We start from the raw sequence: 18,924 nt of genomic DNA, 5'->3' as shown, positions 1-18,924 counted from the left end.
GACCGGTAGCCGAACGGTAGGGCAGACGTCATGAACCAGATGCTGCAACAGGCGCAGGCACTGCAGCGCAAGCTCGCCAAGGCGCAGGAGGAGATCGCCGAGGTCGAGGTGACCGGTACCGCCGGCGGTGGGACCGTCAACGCGGTCGTGACCGGGACAGGCGACCTGACGAGCATCGAGATCGCACCCGAGGCCGTCGACCCGGACGACGTCGAGATGCTGCAGGACCTGGTGGTCGCGGCTGTCAACGACGGCCTGCGCCGCGCCCGCGAGCTGGAGCAGGAGAAGCTGGGCAGCCTCGCCGGCGGGCTCGGCCTGCCGCCGGGGCTGATCTGAGCGTCTACGAAGGTCCGATCCAGGACCTGATCGAGGAGCTGGGCCGGTTGCCGGGCATCGGGCCCAAGAGCGCGCAGCGCCTTGCGTTCCACCTGCTGCAGGTCGACATCGACGACGCCGAGCGGCTCGCCAACGCCATCCGCATCGTCAAGGTGAAGGTGCAGTTCTGCCAGCGCTGCTTCAACGTCAGCGAGCACGAAGAGTGTCGGATCTGTCGCGACGCCCGGCGTGACCCGACGGTGCTGTGCGTGGTCGAGGAGCCTCGCGACGTGCTGGCGATCGAGAAGACCGGCGAGTTCCGCGGACGCTACCACGTGCTGGGGGGCGCCATCTCGCCGATCGACGGCATCGGGCCCGAGCAGCTGCGGGTGCGCGAACTCGTCACCCGCATCGGCACCGAGGACATCGCCGAGGTCGTGCTGGCCACGAACCCCAACATCGAGGGCGAGGCGACCGCGAGCTACCTGTCGAAGCTGCTCAAGAGCATGGAGCTGCGGGTCAGCAGGATCGCGTCGGGCCTGCCGGTCGGCGGTGACCTGGAGTACGCCGACGAGATCACGCTCGGTCGCGCCTTCGCGGGGCGCCGGGCCCTCCAGTAGGGTCTGTCTGCCGGTCCCGGCTGGCATTCGGCCGCATCTGCATCCCGGGTCGCGGCGTTGCGGCTCGCATGTAGATGACCCGGTGTTCGTCGCTCACCACGCCGTGCGACCGCGCGGCTTCTCTGGTGCCGTGCCGTGGGCTCCCTCAGCCGCCGCTGGGAGTCGAGCGTCAGCGAGACGACCAAGCACACGACCGGTCCGAGAGCAGATCTTGGCGACGCCCACCGACGCCAAGTCACGATGTGGCGATTGGTGGCTCCCCGTGCTGCGTGAGGCAATTGAAGGTGCTGTCATGCTAGATGAAGCAGCGGCCGGCGCTGCCCGGATGTGCCCGTTCCTCTGTGTTCGGGCCTGTTGGTGCCCGCAGATCGGCGTTACCGTGCACGACGTGGTCGGTCGACGCTGCGGCGCTCGGCGAGCGTGGCGGCTGGTGAGCGAGAGGAGCCAGGCATGAGCCAGCTCGTGCGTCCGTTGGAGGAGTTCGGTCAGGACGACGTCGGCATCGTCGGGGGCAAGAACGCCTCGCTCGGTGAGATGCTGCGCAGCCTGAAGGAACAGGGTGTTCGTGTGCCTGAGGGTTTTGCGATCACGGTGGACGGCTACCGCACGTACGTCGCCGACAACGGCATCACCGAGCTGATCGCCAAGGCCGTCGACGAGCTCCGGGAGGACGAGCGGCGCGTGCGCGAGGTAGGTGACCGGCTGCGCCGCGCCGTCGGCCGTGGGCATTTCCCGGATGATCTGGCCGACGAGATCCGCAGCGCGTACGACGTGCTGTGCGAGCGCTACGAGATGGCTGAGGTGGACGTCGCGATCCGCAGCTCGGCGACCGCCGAGGATCTGCCGGACGCCAGCTTCGCCGGCCAGCAGGAGACCATGCTCAACGTCACCGGGCACGACGATGTGCTCGACGCGGTGCGGTTCTGCTACACGTCGTTGTTCACCGACCGGGCCATCGTCTACCGCGCGCGTCACGGCTTCGACGACCGCGAGGTCGCGCTGAGCGTCGCCATCCAGAAGATGGTGCGCGCCGGTCGGGCGTGCTCGGGTGTGGCGTTCACGCTGGAGCCCGACACCGGCTTCCCCGACGTGGTCGTGATCAACGGCTCGTGGGGGCTGGGTGAGCACCTGGTGCGCGGCAACGTCGAGCCCGACGAATGGGTGGTCTTCAAGCCGGCGCTCGACGGGACGACCTCGGACGGCAAACCACGGCGACCCATCATCGACCGGGTCCGTGGGTCCAAACTGTCCAAGGAGGTCTACGCCCGCGGTGAGGCTGCGGCGACGAAGGTGGTCGACACGCGCCGGCGCGAGCGGGAGTCGTTCGTGCTGTCCGACGACGAGGTACTCGAGCTCGCCCGGTGGGCGCGGGCGATCGAGCTGCACTACGGCAGGCCGATGGACATCGAGTGGGCCAAGGACGGCGAGTCCGACGAGCTGTTCGTCGTGCAGGCCCGACCCGAGACCGTGCAGTCCCGGGCCGGCGCGTCGGTGTTGACCAGCTACCGGGTCCAGACCGACGCCACTCCGGTGGTCACCGGGATCGCCGTGGGCGGCGCGGTCGCCAGCGGGACGGTCCGGCTGCTGGCCAGCCCCGATGACGCCGACGACTTCTCCGACGGCGACGTGCTGGTGACCGAGATGACCGATCCCGACTGGGGTCCACTCATGGCACGCGCGAGCGCCGTCGTGACCGACCGCGGCGGCAGGACTGCACACGCGGCGATCATCAGCCGGGAGATCGGCATCCCCGCGGTCGTCGGCACCGACGACGCGACGAGCGTGCTCACCGACGGCGACGTGGTCACCGTGTCGTGCGCGGAGGGCGACGCCGGGCTGGTCTATCCGGGCGAGATCGCCTGGACCGAGGAGACGCTCGACGTGTCCGACCTGCCCGAGACCGAGACCAAGGTGATGCTGATCCTGGCGTCACCCGGCGCCGCGATGCGCTGGTGGCAGCTGCCGTCCGACGGCGTCGGGCTGGCGCGCATGGAGTTCATCGTCAACGACCACATCCAGGTCCACCCGATGGCCCTGGTGCGCTTCGACGACGTCGAGGACAAGAAGGTGCGCACGCACATCGAGAAGCTGACGATCGGCTACGACGACCTGCGCGCCTACTTCGTGGACCGGCTTGCGCTGGGGATCGGCCGTATCGCCGCGTCCCGGTACCCCGACCCGGTCGTCGTGCGCACCAGCGACTTCAAGAGCAACGAGTACGCCGATCTGATCGGCGGGCGGCAGTTCGAGCCGGAGGAGAGCAACCCGATGCTCGGGTGGCGCGGCGCCAGCCGGTACTACACGGAGGGTTACCGCGAGGCGTTCGCGCTCGAGTGCCGTGCGCTGAAGCGCGTCCGGGAGACGATGGGTCTGGACAACGTCATCATCATGCTCCCGTTCGTGCGCACGCTCGAGGAGGCGGACGGCGTGCTGGAGGTCATGGCCGGCGAGGGTCTGCGCCGCGGCGAGGACGGGTTGAAGGTCTACGTCATGTGCGAGATCCCGGCCAACGTGCTGCTGGCCGACGAGTTCGCGGACCGGTTCGACGGGTTCTCGATCGGCAGCAACGACCTGACGCAGCTCATCCTCGGCGTCGACCGCGATTCTGGTCACCTCGCGCACCTGTTCGACGAGCGCAACCCTGCGGTGCGCAGGGCGATCAGCATGGTGATCGAGGCCGCCCACGCCAAGGGCCGCGTGGTCGGGATCTGCGGGCAGGGTCCCAGCGACCATCCGGACCTGGCCGCGTTCCTGGTCGAGTCCGGGATCGACTCGATCTCGGTCAACCCCGACGCGTTGCTCGCCACCCGCCAGAACGTCGCCAAGATCGAGACCGAGCTCGGCTGACCACCACGCCACCACCCCGAACTTCGCCACACCACCTCGGGTTTCGCTACACCACCTCGAACTCCGCGACACCACCTCGAGGTTCGCGCCCCACCTGCTGGCGCGGAGTTCGGGGTGTGGGCGGAACTCGGGGTGGTGTCAACGCGGCTGGGTGGGGGCTGCCCGGCGGTCCTGGGCGCGCAGGTGGTCGAGCACCCTCGGCAGCACGTCGGCCAGACCGGCGTCGACGCGGAGTACCGCGTCATCGTCACCGCGCGTCGGCCCACGGTTGACGATCGCGACCGGCGTACCTCGCCCGCGGGCGCGGATGATGAAGCGATACCCCGACATGACGGTCAACGACGACCCGACCACCAGCACGGCGCGGGCCGCGTCGACCATCGCGAAGCAACGGTTCACCCGGTCGCGCGGGACCGACTCTCCGAAGAACACGACGTCCGGTTTCAGCACACCGCCGCAGGTGGTGCATGCCACGACCCGGAACCCCCGCTCGGCGTCGGCGAGCAGCTCCGCGTCGCCGTCGGGTGCGATCCGGGTGGGCGTCGCCGCGAAGTCCGGGTTGGCGGCGTCCAGGCGTTGCCCGAGCTCGCGCCGTGACCGCCGCACGCCGCAGCCCAGGCAGACGGTCCGCGCGAGGTTGCCGTGCAGCTCGACGACGTTCTGGCTGCCCGCCGCACCGTGGAGCCCGTCGACGTTCTGTGTGATCAGCCCCGACGCCCAGCCGTGGTGCTCGAGCCGGGCGACGGCGAAGTGCCCGGGGTTGGGTCGGGCACGCCGGACGTGGCGCCAGCCGAGCTGGCTGCGCGCCCAGTACCGTCGTCGCGCCGTCGGGTCGGAGACGAATTCGCGGTAGGTGATCGGCGCCGTCCGCCGTTGCGCACCGGTCGGCCCGCGGTAGTCGGGGATGCCGGAGTCAGTCGAGATGCCCGCTCCACTGAGGACCACCACGTCGCCGTCGGCGACCAGCTCCGCGAGCTGCGCGATCTGCCCGTCCACACCCCGAGCTTGTCACGCAGCCCGCCGGTTCGCCGCATCGCGACGGTGCGGACGCGGTGACCGGCGCGCGGTGACCGTTGGGCGTGGAGCCCGATCAGTGCCCGATGTCCAGCACGATCCGTACCGGTGACGTCTGGGTTGTGACCACAAGGGGGCGCATGTCGTCGATGCGACCGCCCAGGCCAGCGTGCTCTCGACGTTACCCGTCTTCACGGTCTCTGTGACAGTCATGGGTGCTGGCCTGGACGCCCGACAGGCGGCGGGGACGTGGAGACCTCGACCGGCTGCTCGCCGCTGAGGTCGACGCCGGAGGCCGGCGAGGAGAGGAGTGTCACCGTGGCGTCGCCCGCGGTCCTGATGCGACGACCGGACCCCCCGACTCCGCCACGGGCGGTCGGCGTACGCCGCGCGAAAGACCGGTGCCGGGCCGTCGAACTCCCACACGACCCGGTCGAAGCCGGTGTGCGTGCCGGTGCGGACGTGGGTGAGGTACGCAACACCCGATCCCCCACAAGGGAAACCGGTCGATGTCACCGGCTCCGTCGAGGACAGGCCGGGACGGCCACCGGGCCGTCGGTCGACACGTTCGGGACGGCCACCGGGCCGTCGGTCGACGCGGTCGGGACACCGGGCCGTCGGTCGACGCGGTCGGGACGGCCACCGGGCCGTCGGTCGACACGGCGCCTGCGCTCGCGGCCGCCGTCGGCGTGGCCGCCAGCGGACGGGACGGCCACCCGGCCGTCGGTCGACACGGCACCTGTGCTCGCGGCCGTCGTCGGCGTCGGCGTGCCAGCGGTCGGGGCGCCCGACGCCTCGGTCGTGGCCCGGCGGAGCCGCCGTGGGCGGGCCGCGGGATCCGCTGAGGCGGTGGACAACCGCCCCGTTCGCCTTCACTGCCGTCCAGCCTCGCGGACCGGTGGAAACGGTGCCGCATGGTTAGCATTGTCGGGACGCCGCCGAGCCATCGCCGGCCGGCGTCGCTCGACGGTGGGTGCAGTGGATCGACCAGGGTCTGGACAGTCGTGTGATCGTAGTGCAGAAGTACGGGGGGACGTCGGTCGCCGACACCGACCGGATCCGCCGTGTGGCCCAGCGCATCGAACGCGCGGCACAGGCCGGCAACCAGGTCGTGGTGGTCGTGTCCGCGATGGGGCAGACCACCGACGAGCTGGTGCGCCAGGCCAACGAGCTCAGCCCGGCGCCGCCCGGACGTGAGCTCGACATGCTGCTCACCGCAGGCGAGCGCATCTCGATGTCGCTGCTGGCGATGGCGATCCATGCGCGCGGCCTGACCGCCCGCAGCTTCACCGGGAGTCAGGCGGGGATCATCACCGATGCCGTGCACGGGATGGCCCGCATCCTCGACATCACGCCCGGACGCATCACCGATGCACTCGACGACGGCCACGTCGTGATCGTCGCGGGCTTCCAGGGCGTGTCCCGCGACTCGAAGGACGTCACGACGCTGGGACGCGGCGGCAGCGACACGACGGCCGTCGCCCTTGCCGCGTCACTCGGCGCGCCCGTCTGCGAGATCTACACCGACGTCGACGGCGTGTACACCGCGGACCCGCGCATCGTGTCCGACGCCAGGCGCCTGCGCGAGACCTCTCACGAGGAGATGCTGGAGCTCGCCGCCTGCGGCGCGAAGGTCCTCCAGGTGCGCAGCGTCGAGTATGCGCGCAACCACGACGTCGACATCCATGTCCGCAGCTCGTTCAGCTGGCAGGACGGCACCTGGGTGCGGAAGGCATCGACCATGGAACAGCCCATCATCTCCGGCGTCGCCCACGACACCAGCGAGGGCAAGCTGGTCATCCGCGGCGTGCCCGACAAGCCCGGCGTCGCGGCACAGATCTTCACGGCCTTCGCCGACGTCAACATCAACGTCGACATGATCGTGCAGAACGTCGGCGACGACGGCACGACGGACATCTCGTGCACGCTGCCCAGCGACGAGGGGCCGCGGGCGCTCCAGCTGCTCGAGCAGGTGTCGTCGGAGATCGGCGCGCGGCACGTGAGCTTCGACGAGCAGATCGCGAAGGTCTCGCTGGTCGGGGCCGGTATGAAGACCCACCCGGGCGTGGCGGCGGCCATGTTCCGCGCCCTCAGCGACGCCGGCGTGAACATCGAGATGATCTCGACGTCGACGATCCGCATCTCGGTCGTCGTGCGCAGCGACGACGCCGAGATCGCCGTGACCGCTATCCACGAGCACTTCGGGCTCGGCGGCGAGTTCGACTCCCTGGGCGAGTCGCTCGTCCGCTAGCCCACGACAAGGACACGACCATGGGACGCACGATCGCGGTCGTCGGCGCCACCGGCGCCGTTGGCGAAGATCTCCGCCGCCTGCTCCAGCGCCGCAGCGTCGCGCACGACGACATCGTGCTCGTGGCCTCGGAACGCTCCGCGGGCCGCCGGCTGGCCTTCGGGGACCGCGAGATCACGGTCCGGGCGCTGACGGAGCCGGACATCTTCGCCGGCGTCGACATCGCGCTGTTCTCCGCTGGTGGAGGGCGGTCGCGCGAGTACGCGCCGCAGGCCGTCGCGGCTGGCGCCATCGTGGTCGACAACTCGTCGGTGTGGCGCATGGACCCCGACGTGCCGCTGGTGGTCACCGAGGTCAACCCCGAGGCCGTGGACGGCATGCGCAAGGGCATCGTGGCCAACCCCAACTGCACGACGATGGCCGCGATGCTGCCGCTGAAGGCGCTCCACGACGCCTTCGGACTGGTCGGCATGGTCGCCACCAGCTACCAGGCTGCCGGCGGCGCCGGGCAGCAGGGCATGGACGAACTGCTGGCGCAGGTGCCGACGCTGCTGGCCGAGCCGGAGCTGCTGCGCCGCGACGGCGCCGCGGCGGCGAAGCTGGTCGAGCATCGCGTTCATGCCGCGACCCTGGCGTTCAACGTCGTGCCGTGGCTGGGCTCGCGCGCCCAGGACGGCTACTCCGACGAGGAGATGAAGCTGCGCAACGAGTCCCGCAAGATCCTGGGGCTACCTGATCTGACGGTCTCGCCGACGTGCGTGCGGGTGCCGGTGATGGCCGGCCATGCGATCCAGGTGCGCGCGTCGTTCTCGTCGGAGATCGATGTCGACCGGGCCGTCGCGGCGCTGCAGGCGTTCCCGGGCCTCGAGGTGTGCGACCTGCCTACGCCGCTGGAGTGGGCGGGACGTGACGAGGTCGCCGTCGGGCGCATCCGTCGCGACCTGGCCGACCCGCACGCGTTGAACTTCTTCGTGGTCGGCGACAACCTGCTCAAGGGTGCGGCCCTGAACACGGTGCAGATCGCCGAGCTGCTGATCGAGCGAGGCATCGTGTAGCCGCGGGCGCGCCGAGGTCCTCAGCCGCTCGCGCACCGGCACGGGGTCGAACCGCACCGTGGACAGCCGTCGGCGTAGCGTCGCGCGGCCTCGTCGAGGTCCACGCCCACGAGGTCGGCCAGCGACGTCAGCCAGGCCAGCACGTCGGCGAACTCGACGAGCCGGTCGTCGTGGGTGCCGCGGAACACGGCGCGCGACAGCTCACCGCACTCCTCGACGAGCCACGCGAACGTGCGTGCGGGACCACGCGCGCGGTCGCGGGCGCCGTACGTGACGCGCATCTGCTCCTGGAACGCGGCGATGTCCATGGGCGGGCAGGGTACCGCGGACCGGTCAGGTGCCCACCTCCACCTGCTCCTCGGCGTAGGTCTTCATCTCGCCGGACTGGTAGGCGTTCCAGTAGTCGCGCAGGTCCTCTCGGATCTCAGGCGTGTAGAGGATCAACGCGAGGATGTTGGCGATTCACCGCCAGGGAGCACTCGACGAACTTCGTCGACATGCCGAAGAACGCCGCGATCACCATCCAGAAGGTCGCGCCCGGTCCGCCGAGAGACACCGCGACGGCGACGCCTGCGATGGTTGCCGAGCCCCACGGTCGCCGACAGCGCCGTCATCAGCGCCCGGAAGTGGGTCGTCTCACCGGGGTCGCTCGGATCGTAGGTGCCGCGCGTGACGTCGATCGAGTGGCGGAACCCCGGCAGGTTGATGAACCTGTTGTAGAAGATCGCGCCACCGACGAGGAGGATCACGACCAACGGACGCGGGGTCTCGCCGATCGTCGGCCCCAGAACACGACGGTCGCCGCCTGTTCGGCGAACGGTCCGAGCGCGTCGTTGATCGCCTTGTCGACGCCGGTCGACTCAGCAGCGCTCGCGGCGGGCGCCAACAGCAGCGGCCACCCGAGCGTCAGCAGCCCGGCTCTCCACGCACGGCTCATCACGCGCCCCCGTTCGCACGACTGGTGGAGTCCTTCCCCGCGGCATGCGCTCTAAAGGCCTGATCCCACAACATTGAGCGACCGGGCGCGGCCACCTGCTGAGATGGGGTGGTGTGATGGTCGGGATGCCGGGATTTGAACCCGGGGCCTCCACGTCCCGAACGTGGCGCGCTAACCAAGCTGCGCTACATCCCGTGCGCGTACAGGGTAGCCCGCCGCGACATCCGACTCAAAGCGCGTCGAAGGCCATCCGGCGGCCCACGAGGTCGAGGATGCTGGCCTCGGGACGGCAGGCGAACCGCACCGGCGCGAAGCGCGACGTGCCCAGGCCTGCGGACACGTGCAGCCACATCCGGTCGGTGTAGCGGGTCGCGCCGCGCGCCATGTCGAGCGGCAGGTCGCAGTTGGTGGTCAGCGCACCGACGAAGGGTACGCGCACCTGCCCACCGTGCGTGTGGCCGGCGAGGGCAAGGTCGAGGCCCTCCCCCGCGAAGCGGTCGATCACGTCGACGTAGGGCGCATGCACGACGCCGAGGCGCAGCGGCCCGTCGCCCGCGTGGGGTGTCCAGTCGACCTGGTCGGGACTGTCCGCGCCGATGTGCGGGTCGTCGAGGCCAACGACGTCGATGTCGCCGATCGCGGTCCGCACGGTGGTGCGCTCGTTGCGTAGCACGTGCCAGCCCGCCTCCTTGAGCCCCACCACCAGGTGCTCGGTGTCCAGCCGGACACCGGGATGCGTGCGGGTGGGGCTCACCAGGTACCGGAGCGGGTTGCGCAGCACGGGGCCGTAGCGGTCGTTGGATCCCAGCACGGCGACGGCCGGTCGGTCGGCACCCACCGCGCCCAGGAGGTCGACGGCGTCGTCGATGGCGTCCGGGTGCCCCACGATGTCGCCCGTGACGACGACGAGGTCGGGTCCGTGCGCCAGGCTCTGGTGGATGAACCGCGCCATGCGGCGATCGCCGGCAACGAGGTGGAGGTCGGACAGGTGGAGCACGCGCAGCGTCGACGCGTCAGCTCCGCGCAGCACGGGAAGCGTCCGGTGGCGCAGCACGAACCACCTGCGCTCGGCCAGCCCCCATGCAGCACCAACGACCGCGAGGGTGGCGGCGGTCTGCAGCAAGCGCTTCATATGGTCAGCCTCGGGGCGGGTCCTGCTTCGGGCCGTTGCCGGTGCCGGGCCGTTGATCCGGGAAGGGGAAGGGCCAGTCGTCCGGGATCTGGTCGTCGATGTCCGGCGGCAGTGGCACGTCCGGCGAATCGTCGGGCGGCGGTGGCTCTGGCTCCTGCAGGATACCCAGTCCATCGGACACCGAGAGCTGGATCGTGCTGCCGAGGACGACCTCGCCCCCCTCGTCGGGGCTCTGTGCGACGACGATCCCAGCTTCCGCGTCGCCGGGTACGTCAGTGACACCCACGAGGAACCCGGCGCCGGTCAGGGTCTGCGTGGCCTCGTCGACGTGCGTGCCCACGACCGACGGCACCGCAGCCGTGGGAGGCGGTGGCGGTGCAGGGAAGTCCTCGAGCGGCAGACCCAGCTCGGCCGTCGCCTCGGTCATGAACCGTTGCCAGAGCATCGTCGGGAGGCAGCCACCGGTGACCTCGCCGCACAGAGGGTGGACCAGCGTCTCGGGGATCTCGTGGCCCACCCAGGTCGCGACCGACAGCTGCGGGATGTAGCCGACGAACCACGCGTCCTTGCCGTTGGTCGTCGTCCCGGTCTTGCCGGCCGCCGGCCTACCGATCTGGCCGTGCGTGCTGGCCGTGCCGTTCTCCAGCGGTCCCCGTAGCAGGCTGGTGGCCTGGTGCGCGACGTCTTCGTCGAGCGCCCGTTCGCAGTTGCCGTTGCGCTTGCGCAGGACCTTGCCGTCGCGGTCCTTGATCAGCCGGACGGCGTGTGGCTTGCAGCGCACGCCGTCGTTGGCCAGCGTGCCGAACGCCGACGCCATCTCGCTCGGGTAGACCTCCACCGAGCCCAGGACGAGTGAGCAGACGGGATCCAGCTCGCTGTCGATGCCCATCCGGTTCGCGGTCTCGGCCAGCGCCTCGGGCCCCCCGGCGATGTCCATGAGGTGCAGGAAGTAGGTGTTGCTCGACGTCGCGGTCGCCTGGGCCATCTGTTGGAGCCCGAGATTCGCGTCACCGTAGTTCGTCACGTCGTACCGGGGGCACTGGGGCGACTGCGACGTGAAGGTCGGCTGGGAGTCGAAGGTGTGGGTGATCGGCACGTCGTGCTCGAGCGCCGTCACGAGCTCGAAGGCCTTGAAGGTGGAGCCCGGCTGGCGTCCGGTGCCGCCGAGCCCGGGCACGGCGGGGTTGATGGCGGTCTGCTTCGGACCGTCGCCGTAGCGCTTGGGGCCGACGGCGGCCGTCAGCAGGTCGCCGGACTCTGGATCGATGGCGACAATGGACGCCATCGGGTCGGTCTTGGGCTGGTCCAGCATCCCACGGATCGTGCGCTCCGCGATCCGCTGCAGACGCAGGTCGAACGTCGTGCGGATCCGTAGCCCCTCGGTGAGGACGGTGTTCCAGCGCTCCTGGGGCGTGTCGCCGAGCCGTGGATCGGCCTCGAGCTCGCGGCGCAGCACGTCGACGAGGAAGGGTGCACTGTTGCCCGCACGGTCCTTGATGCGCAGCGTGAGCTTCGCGCGACTGGCCTTCTCGGCCTGCTGCGGTGTGATCGAGCCCTGCTCGACCATCTGCTCGAGCACGACTGCCCGGCGCGCCCTGGCGTTGCCCGGATAGTCGTCCGGGTTGTTGCGCTCCGGCGCGCGGATGATGCCGGCGAGCAGCGCCGCCTGGGCGAGGTTCAGCTTGCGGACCGGCGCGCCCCAGTAGTACTCGGCGGCGGTCGCGATGCCGTACACGCCGTTGCCGAAGTAGGTGTCGTTGAGGTACATCTCGAGGATCTCGCGCTTGTCGCGCTGGCGCTCGAGCTGGCTGGCGTAGACGGCCTCGGTGATCTTGCGGTTCAACGACTGCTCGGCGCCAACGACCCGGTTCTTGACCAGCTGTTGGGTGATCGTGGAGCCACCGCTGTTGATCTCACCCGAGCTCGCGTTGCGGACCGCCGCGCGCGCGATCGCGCTCCAGTTGACACCCTCGTGCTCCCAGAACGCCTGGTCTTCGGTCGCCAGAACGGCGTTGATCAGGTGCTCGGGCACGCGTTCGAGGTCGACCGAGCGCCGGTTCTCGACCTGCAGCGTCGCCAGGCGCCGGCCCTCGCGGTCCAGCACGACGCTGCGCTCGGGAGGGTCCACAAGCTCGTCGGACAGCGGGGGCAGTCCCAGGATGCGGTCGGTCGCGGCGTCGACGGACAGCGCGAGCGCGATGAGCGCCGGCACCGTCAGTAGGAACAGCAGGACGGCGCCGAGTACGAGCATGTGGCTGCGTGCGGACGTATGTCGTCGCCGCCGCGGTGGGCGCTGCTCCGGCGGCAGTGGCGGTCGCGGAAACACAGGCTCCGCCGGCGGCGGAGCCTGTTGGCGCACGGGTGGAGGCTCGTACGTCTCGGATCGCATGCGGGTGGTCAACCGTCCGTAGGGCGCACGGTCGCGGGCAGGATCATAACGCCTGCGCGGCTGGTCCCGACGTGGCGGGATGGGCAGGATGCCGAGGCGTCAGGCGATTCCCATGTCCGGCCCGCGCACGGTTGCGGCGGCGATCAGGGGCGGCCGGCGCCGACGTAATCCGACCGGTCCGTCGAGACGACGCGGACGGTCAGGCCGGATCGCGGCGCCTCGACCATCTGTCCGTTGCCGACGTACATGGCGACGTGGTGGATCGGGCTGCCGAAGAAGAGCAGGTCGCCCGGCTGCAGCGCGCTACGCGACACGCGCGAGGTGGCGCTGTACTGCATGCTCGAGCTGTGCGGCAGCGAGACCCCGGCCCGCTGCCGAGGCGGCGCTGGTCAGCCCGGAGCAGTCGTACGAGCCCGGGCCCGAGCCGCCCCACGCGTAGGGCTTGCCGACCTGCGCCAGCCCGACTGGACGGCGGCGCCCGTGCTGCCTGAAACCGCGGGTGCGGGTGCGGGTGCGGCGGCCGGTGATCCGCTGTTGGCCTCGTCGTCGGCAGCGCGGGCGCGGGCGGCGCTCTCGAGGCGCTCGACCTCGGCGGACAGCTCGGCGACCCGGCCCTCCTCGGCCTCGACCCGCTCCCGGGTCTCGTCGCAGCTGCGCTGCGCGGCGGCATCGGCCTTCTCGGCCCGCTCGCGCACGGTCCGCAGCACGTCGCCATCGGCTGTCAACCTGTCCTGGGTCGCGGTGAACCGCTCGAAGGCCGTCGTGCGAGCCTCCTGGGCGATGTCGAGCCACGTCACACGCTCGGCGAAGTCGGTCAGGCTGTCGGCCGACGTCGGCAGCTGGGCCAGCTGCTGCCCGACGGAGCGGTCCTTGTAGAGCTGCGCGACCACCTGCGCACGTTCGTCGCGGACCGACGCCAGGCGCTTCTCGGTCTTCTCGTACCGCCTGCGGTTGTCCGCCACAGCGCCCTTGGCCGACTTGCGCTGCTCGCGGCGCAGGTTGCACTCCTCGATCTGGATCGCGAGCTCACGGCTGAGCTCGTCGAGGCGTTCCTGCGCACGGGCGAGGCGCTGCCTGGGCGTATCTGCGCCTGCAGGCTGCACCACGAGCAGCACCAGCAGGCTGCACAGTGCCATGACAGAAGTAGAACGTCCTCGCATGACCCGCCACGTAGGTGATGTGCTGGGGGACAGCACTCACGTTCCCGCATCTGGCGCGCGCCGGCACCTGTCCGCAGGGTGTCCGGCAGGGAACGTGCGGGCGTCTCAGGCGCCGTCGGTGCCGACGAGCCGTCCTGCCACCCAGCGCAGGCCCTCGACGTCGTGGACATCGCTGTCGGCCAGGGGCACCTTCACGAGCGTCCCGGGGTCGAGGCCGTGCATGGCGGCGGCGATGGCCTGGTGCTGGCGGGCCGCGACGTCACGCGCGTCGAGTGCGAGGTCGAGCAGTTCGGCGGTCGCCCGCTCGACGTCGTCGTCGCGGTCCAGCCCCGCCGCCACCTCCGCCACGCGGGCGCGGTCCGTCGTTCCCAGAGCTCCCGGTGGCGCGACGGTCACCCGGTTGACCACGACACCTGCCGTGGGCATGCCGTCGCGGGCCAGGCGGCGCAGGAAGAAGCCCGCCTCCCTCAGTGCCGGCGGCTCCGGTGAGCTCACGACGACGAAGGCGGAACTGGGTTGCTGCAGGAGGCGGTAGACCGACTGCGCACGGGTCTTGAAGCCGTCGTACATGCCCTCGAAGGACTGGAAGAAGTCGGCGAGGTCCTCGAGCACCACGGCGCCGGTGATGCGTGACGCGGCGCGCATGAACAGGCCGGTGCCGACACCGACGGCCCGCGTGGCGAAGCGGCCGGCGGTCAGTCCCGGTGTCAGGAACATCTTGAGGAACCGGCCCTCGAGGAAGTCGGTCAGACGTCGCGGGGCATCGAGGAAGTCGAGCGCGTTGCGGGTGGGCGGCGTATCGATGACGATGCAGTCGTACCTGCCGGTCTCGTGCAGGTCGTACAGCTTCTCCATCGCCATGTACTCCTGCGTGCCGGCCAGCGACGCTGATAGCTGCTGGTAGAAGCGGTTGTCGAGGATCCGCTGGACCCTGTCCGGGCTGCTCGCGTGCCGTTCGACGATCTCGTCGAACGTGCGCTTCATGTCGAGCATCATCGCGTCGAGCCCGTCGACGTCCCGGACCGACCGCGGTGCGGTGCTGAGGCGCGACAGCCCGAGCGACTGCGCGAGGCGCCGGGCGGGATCGATCGTCAGCACGATCGTGCGCCGTCCTCGGCGCGCGGCCTCGATCCCGAGCGCGGCCGCCGTGGTCGTCTTGCCCACGCCGCCGGCACCGGTGCAGACGATGACATGGCGCTCGTCGACGACGGAGGCGAGCGACGGCTGGCCGTGCGTGCTCATGCCCGTGGTTCGCCTTCGCCGCCGGCCGCCGGCGACCTGACCGTGCCGGCCGCGGCCACGGCGTCGGGATCGACGACGGCCGAGATGTGGTCGGCCAGACGTGACACCTCGGTCTCGCCGAACGACCTCGTGGGCAGGTACGGCAGCTCGAACAGGGGCATGTCGACCTGGCCGCGCAGCGCCTCGCGCATGGTGTCCTGCAGCTCGAGGCGGTGCAGGTGGCGCTCGCCGAGCCTTCGCAGCGCGGCGACCGATGCGTCGTCGTCGAGCCCGCTGCCGGCCAGGACCGCGCGCAGGGTCGCGTCGGTGATGCCGGCGTCGACGACCTTCGCGGCCGCGGGGTCTAGGCGTGGCTGCAGCACGCGGTTCGCGACGACCGGGTTCAGCCCGACGCCGAGCACGGTCAACGCCTCGGCGCTCTCGGCCGTCTCGGCCACGGGCATCTCCTCGAGCAGCGTGACGAGCTGCAGGCGCAGGCGGGTGGGGTCCAGCAGCAGGTCCATGACGGACTGCGCCTGCTCGTGGACCGGGCCGATGCGCACGAGCTCCGTGGTCGCCTCGGGCGCCCGGAGGAAGCTGACGATGCGTCCGGTGGGCGGCGCGTCGACCACGATCAGGTCGTAGACGAACCGGCCGTCGGGGTCGCGCCGCCGCTCCATCTCCTTGACCTTGCCGATCAGCAGCACGTCCTTGATGCCGGGCGCAGCGGTGGTGGCGAACTCGACAGCGGTCGAGTTGACGACCAGCTTCGACAGGCGCCGCGCGCCGTAGAACATCGCCAGGTACTCGGAGAGCGAGGCCTCGGGGTCGATCGACAGACCGAACAGGTCCTGGCGGACCTCGCGCTCGTCGAACCCCCACGGCTCGGTGTGGAACAGCCCGCGCATGGTCTGGCGTCCCTCCACCTCGACCAGGCAGGTCCGCCGGCCGGTGCGGACGCCGGCGATCGCCAGCGCAGCGGCGACGGTCGACTTGCCGACGCCACCCTTGCCGGTCACGAGCAGCACCCGGGGATCCAACAGCGCACCGGCATCCACGGGCGTGCGGGCCTTTCGGTCGTCAGGGGGCGGGTCGTGTCCAGTGTCGCGTGCCGGATGCCGGCTCGCCTCGCGACGGCGCCGGCGGGCCTCGCCGGACCCTATAGTTGAGCGGGTGACTGGCATCCGCACCCTGGTCGGCGGCCGGCTGCGGCGTCTGGTGATGCTGATCGCCATCCTCGCCGCGGTGCACACCGCCGCCGCCGCTCAGACCACCGATCCCATGATCGACATCCTGCAGGTCGATGGCGCACTCGACGGCACCATCGCCCGCTACGTCGACGACGCCCTGCAGACGGCCGCCGATGAGGGCGTCGAGGTCGTCGTCATGCAGCTGTCGACGCCGGGGACGCTCGCCGCATCCGCCGCGGACTTCGTCGAGGCGGTCCGCACGAGTGCTGTCCCAGTGGTCGTGTGGGTGGGTCCGCCGGGGTCCCGTGTGACCGGCGCCGGCGTCCAGGTCGCCCTGGCCGCCGACCTGCTGGCCGTCTCACCCGGCAGCGTGCTCGGTGGCGCGGTGCCGGCGGACCTCGGTGAGGATCCCGGGACGGCGGCGCGACAGGACAGCGCGACGGTGCTGGCGCAGCTCGCACGCACCCGCGGTCGCGACGAGGCGACGGTCACCGGCTTCGCGACCGATGATGGCGCGCTGGTGGTCGCGCCTGAAGGGCTCGACGCCCTCAGCGACGATGCGGCCCTGCCCGACGCCGTCGACCCCGGCCGTGTCACGGTCCTCGATGCACAGGAAGCGCTCGAGTCCGGTGTCGTCGACCTCGTGGCCGCCGGACTCCCGGAGTTGCTTGCGCAGCTCGACGGCCGGGAGGTAACCCGCGCGGACGGCACGGCGACGCAGCTGACCGTCGATCCGGTCACGGCCACGATCCGGTTCAACAACCAGGGGCTGCTGGGCCGGCTGCTGCACACCGTGTCGACGCCCACGCTGGCCTACCTGCTGCTCGTGGGTGGTGTGGTGGCGCTGCTGTTCGAGTGGTTCCAGCCGGGCTTCGGGGTCGCAGGCGTCAGCGGCGCCGTGCTCGCCTGCCTGGGTCTGTACGGCATGACGGTGCTGCCCACCCAGTGGTGGGCGTTCGCACTGGTGCTCGGTGGGCTGGCCCTGCTGGCCGTGGACCTCGCGCTCGCGAGCCTGGGGCCGGTGACACTGGTGGGCGTGCTCGCGCTGGCGGCCGGGTCGTGGTGGCTGTACGAGGGCCCCGCAGCCGTGCAGCTCGCGGGCGGGCTGGTCGCGGTCGTCGTGGTGTCAGCCGCGGTCTTCTTCGTCTTCATCATGACGACGGTGCTGCGCGCGCAGGGGGTGCAGCACCGCGCGGGCATGCAGGCCGCCATGGGGCGCACTGGCGTCGTGCGGTCGGTCCTGAACCCGCAGGGTCACGTGTTCGTGGGAGGCGTCCTGTGGCGCGCCCAGGCACCAGACGACGTGGGGCAGGTGCGCACCGGAACCTCCGTCAGGGTGACCGGGGTGGCCGACGAGCTGACCCTGCTCGTCGAGCCGGTCGAGCGTGTCGAGGCCGAGCAGCCCCAGTCTCCCGCCCACCAGTCCTGACCGCCCTCCGCCTGACATCGGCGTGACACCTGGCCACCGGGGCACACGGTACCATTGCGGATCGCAAGGGCCCGATTCCGCGTAGTAATTTGACTACGAAGCGTTAGGTCACGGGTGTTGGGCGCCGCAGGTGCGACCGGTGCCGGCGGTGCGCTACGGTCGCGGCTGTTCCGCCGGTCCGACGAACAGGCACACGCCATGCAACAGTGGGAGTACGCCACGGCGCCGCTGATCACCCACGCCCTCCAGGAGATCCTCAACAACTGGGGCGACGAGGGCTACGAACTGGTGACCGTCGTCGACAACGTCGCCTACTTCAAGCGCCCGAAGCAGTGACCGCCGAGGGCGGCACCGCGTCGCCGACGCAGCGGCTGGCCGAGCTGGGCGTCACGGTCCCCGAGGCTCCAGCTCCGGCCGCCGCCTACGTCGGCCACGTCCGTGCCGGCGATCTGATCCACACGGCCGGGCAGCTGCCACTGCACGATGGCGCCCTGCTGGCACAGGGCCCGGTCGGCGACGCGGTCGACCTCACGACCGCCCAGCGGTGCGCGCGGCAGTGCGCCGTGAACGTGCTGGCACAGGTCCGCGCCGCGGGATGTGACCTCGACGCGGTCCGGCGCATCCTCAAGCTGACCGTGTTCGTGGCCAGCGCCCCCGGCTTCACCGACCAGCACCTCGTGGCCAACGGCGCGTCGGAGTTCCTCGGCGAGGTCTTCGGCGATGCCGGCCGCCATGCACGGTCGGCCGTCGGCGTCGCGGAGCTGCCGATGGGCAGCCCGGTCGAGATCGAGGCCATCGTCGACGTCGGGGCGGGCTGACCTCCGCCGTCATCGGCGTCATGGGCGGGCTGACCTCCGCCGTCATCGGGCCGGCGTCACGTGCTGCGGGAGGCAGGCCCGGCGAGGTGGCCGATCTCGGGGTGCCGCCCGCCGGCGGGGCGGGGTGTCGTCGATGACGCTTCCGGCCGACCCGACGCGCGGCGGCCCCGCGACCTGTGCGCCCCCGCCGGGCCTGTCGCTCCATTGACAGGCCACCTCCGATCCCAGGACTGGCGAAAGGCGCGCGCATGGACCTTGGTGGAGCCGTCCGAGCCTGGCAAGGCTGGTGCGCGGGTGCATCGTGGCACTGCTCATCGTCGGCCTGTGGTGGTCCACGGGGATGGCCCGCGGGCAACCGGCCGACGTCGGCTACGTCGTCGATCTGCCCGGGCAGCTGCTCACCGGGGGTGCCCACCGACGTCAGGTCACAGCGCTGGGGACGTCGCCGAGGACGCCAGCGTCCAGCTCGAGGTCGACGGTGAGGCCCTGGATCTGACGTTCGAGGACGGGGTCGCGGTCGCCGAGGTCACGGCCGGAAGCGGCGAG

The 18,924-nt window shown here is 70.9% G+C and carries 16 protein-coding genes, 1 tRNA gene and 1 pseudogene; 8 read left to right on the top strand and 10 right to left on the bottom strand.

Annotated elements, in window-relative coordinates; all coding sequences use genetic code 11:
• The first annotated feature begins 30 nt into the window (after positions 1-30).
• From VK923_13050 to ppsA, 3 genes are all read left to right on the top strand, one after another.
• Complete coding sequence (locus VK923_13050; protein ID HSJ45603.1) at positions 31-336, top strand: YbaB/EbfC family nucleoid-associated protein; 306 nt, start codon at positions 31-33, stop codon at positions 334-336.
• Positions 333-935 (top strand): recombination mediator RecR, encoded by a 603-nt coding sequence (recR, locus tag VK923_13045; protein ID HSJ45602.1) that lies wholly within the window; start codon positions 333-335, stop codon positions 933-935. The genes VK923_13050 and recR overlap by 4 nt, the downstream gene beginning before the upstream one ends.
• Positions 936-1,385: 450 nt before the next feature.
• Positions 1,386-3,782, top strand: a complete 2,397-nt coding sequence (gene ppsA / locus VK923_13040) for a phosphoenolpyruvate synthase (protein ID HSJ45601.1) — start codon at positions 1,386-1,388, stop codon at positions 3,780-3,782.
• Positions 3,783-3,920: 138 nt separating this feature from the next.
• Here the strand turns inward: ppsA and VK923_13035 are convergent, their stop codons facing one another.
• Positions 3,921-4,778 (bottom strand): NAD-dependent protein deacetylase, encoded by an 858-nt coding sequence (locus VK923_13035; GenBank protein ID HSJ45600.1) that lies wholly within the window; start codon positions 4,776-4,778, stop codon positions 3,921-3,923.
• Between the two features lie 1,024 nt (positions 4,779-5,802).
• Between VK923_13035 and VK923_13030 the strand changes: the two genes are divergently transcribed.
• The gene (locus tag VK923_13030; GenBank protein HSJ45599.1) at positions 5,803-7,047 is read left to right on the top strand and encodes an aspartate kinase; all 1,245 of its coding nucleotides are present in this window, start codon (positions 5,803-5,805) and stop codon (positions 7,045-7,047) included.
• A 20-nt stretch (positions 7,048-7,067) separates the two neighbouring features.
• Positions 7,068-8,102 carry an aspartate-semialdehyde dehydrogenase gene (locus VK923_13025; protein HSJ45598.1) on the top strand — a complete coding sequence of 345 codons (1,035 nt, stop codon included), beginning with the start codon at positions 7,068-7,070 and terminating at the stop codon, positions 8,100-8,102.
• 20 nt (positions 8,103-8,122) lie between these two features.
• Here the strand turns inward: VK923_13025 and VK923_13020 are convergent, their stop codons facing one another.
• The 9 genes and pseudogenes from VK923_13020 to VK923_12980 form a co-directional block, all read right to left on the bottom strand.
• Positions 8,123-8,410 (bottom strand): MazG nucleotide pyrophosphohydrolase domain-containing protein, encoded by a 288-nt coding sequence (locus tag VK923_13020; protein HSJ45597.1) that lies wholly within the window; start codon positions 8,408-8,410, stop codon positions 8,123-8,125.
• Positions 8,411-8,847: 437 nt separating this feature from the next.
• Positions 8,848-9,039: a hypothetical protein gene (locus VK923_13015; GenBank protein ID HSJ45596.1), complete on the bottom strand. Its 192-nt coding sequence runs from the start codon at positions 9,037-9,039 to the stop codon at positions 8,848-8,850.
• Between the two features lie 117 nt (positions 9,040-9,156).
• Positions 9,157-9,234, bottom strand: a tRNA-Pro gene (locus VK923_13010).
• Positions 9,235-9,268: 34 nt separating this feature from the next.
• Positions 9,269-10,171, bottom strand: a complete 903-nt coding sequence (locus tag VK923_13005) for a metallophosphoesterase (protein ID HSJ45595.1) — start codon at positions 10,169-10,171, stop codon at positions 9,269-9,271.
• Between the two features lie 4 nt (positions 10,172-10,175).
• Positions 10,176-12,422 carry a transglycosylase domain-containing protein gene (locus VK923_13000; protein ID HSJ45594.1) on the bottom strand — a complete coding sequence of 749 codons (2,247 nt, stop codon included), beginning with the start codon at positions 12,420-12,422 and terminating at the stop codon, positions 10,176-10,178.
• A gap of 281 nt (positions 12,423-12,703) precedes the next feature.
• Positions 12,704-12,919, bottom strand: a pseudogene (locus tag VK923_12995) (NlpC/P60 family protein).
• Between the two features lie 30 nt (positions 12,920-12,949).
• The gene (locus VK923_12990) at positions 12,950-13,696 is read right to left on the bottom strand and encodes a hypothetical protein (GenBank protein HSJ45593.1); all 747 of its coding nucleotides are present in this window, start codon (positions 13,694-13,696) and stop codon (positions 12,950-12,952) included.
• A 129-nt stretch (positions 13,697-13,825) separates the two neighbouring features.
• Positions 13,826-14,962: an ArsA family ATPase gene (locus VK923_12985; GenBank protein ID HSJ45592.1), complete on the bottom strand. Its 1,137-nt coding sequence runs from the start codon at positions 14,960-14,962 to the stop codon at positions 13,826-13,828.
• On the bottom strand, positions 14,959-15,999 hold the full coding sequence (locus tag VK923_12980) for an ArsA-related P-loop ATPase (protein ID HSJ45591.1): 1,041 nt from the start codon (positions 15,997-15,999) through the stop codon (positions 14,959-14,961). Before VK923_12980 ends, VK923_12985 begins: the two co-directional genes overlap by 4 nt.
• Before the next feature lie 115 nt (positions 16,000-16,114).
• Between VK923_12980 and VK923_12975 the strand changes: the two genes are divergently transcribed.
• The 3 genes from VK923_12975 to VK923_12965 all read left to right on the top strand — a co-directional run bounded on the left by VK923_12975 (position 16,115) and on the right by VK923_12965 (position 18,378).
• Positions 16,115-17,560, top strand: a complete 1,446-nt coding sequence (locus VK923_12975; protein ID HSJ45590.1) for an NfeD family protein — start codon at positions 16,115-16,117, stop codon at positions 17,558-17,560.
• Positions 17,561-17,677: 117 nt separating this feature from the next.
• Positions 17,678-17,896, top strand: a complete 219-nt coding sequence (locus VK923_12970) for a hypothetical protein (protein ID HSJ45589.1) — start codon at positions 17,678-17,680, stop codon at positions 17,894-17,896.
• A complete protein-coding gene (locus tag VK923_12965) occupies positions 17,893-18,378 on the top strand; it encodes a RidA family protein (protein HSJ45588.1) in 486 nt (161 codons plus the stop codon). The genes VK923_12970 and VK923_12965 overlap by 4 nt, the downstream gene beginning before the upstream one ends.
• Positions 18,379-18,924: the final 546 nt, after the last annotated feature.

The organism is Euzebyales bacterium (assembly GCA_035461305.1).
In the GTDB taxonomy this organism is placed as follows: Bacteria; Actinomycetota; Nitriliruptoria; order Euzebyales; family JAHELV01; genus JAHELV01.
This window is presented reverse-complemented; position numbering and strand designations above follow the sequence as displayed.

Excerpts from the sequence above, each read along its gene's own strand:
- VK923_12985 (HSJ45592.1), bottom strand. The coding sequence starts at position 14,962 with ATGAGCACGCACGGCCAGCCGTCGCTCGCCTCCGTCGTCGACGAGCGC.
- VK923_13050 (HSJ45603.1), top strand. The coding sequence starts at position 31 with ATGAACCAGATGCTGCAACAGGCGCAGGCACTGCAGCGCAAGCTCGCC.
- VK923_13005 (HSJ45595.1), bottom strand. The coding sequence starts at position 10,171 with ATGAAGCGCTTGCTGCAGACCGCCGCCACCCTCGCGGTCGTTGGTGCT.
- VK923_12990 (HSJ45593.1), bottom strand. The coding sequence starts at position 13,696 with ATGGCACTGTGCAGCCTGCTGGTGCTGCTCGTGGTGCAGCCTGCAGGC.
- VK923_13015 (HSJ45596.1), bottom strand. The coding sequence starts at position 9,039 with ATGAGCCGTGCGTGGAGAGCCGGGCTGCTGACGCTCGGGTGGCCGCTG.
- VK923_13020 (HSJ45597.1), bottom strand. The coding sequence starts at position 8,410 with ATGGACATCGCCGCGTTCCAGGAGCAGATGCGCGTCACGTACGGCGCC.
- ppsA (HSJ45601.1), top strand. The coding sequence starts at position 1,386 with ATGAGCCAGCTCGTGCGTCCGTTGGAGGAGTTCGGTCAGGACGACGTC.
- VK923_13025 (HSJ45598.1), top strand. The coding sequence starts at position 7,068 with ATGGGACGCACGATCGCGGTCGTCGGCGCCACCGGCGCCGTTGGCGAA.
- VK923_13000 (HSJ45594.1), bottom strand. The coding sequence starts at position 12,422 with ATGCTCGTACTCGGCGCCGTCCTGCTGTTCCTACTGACGGTGCCGGCG.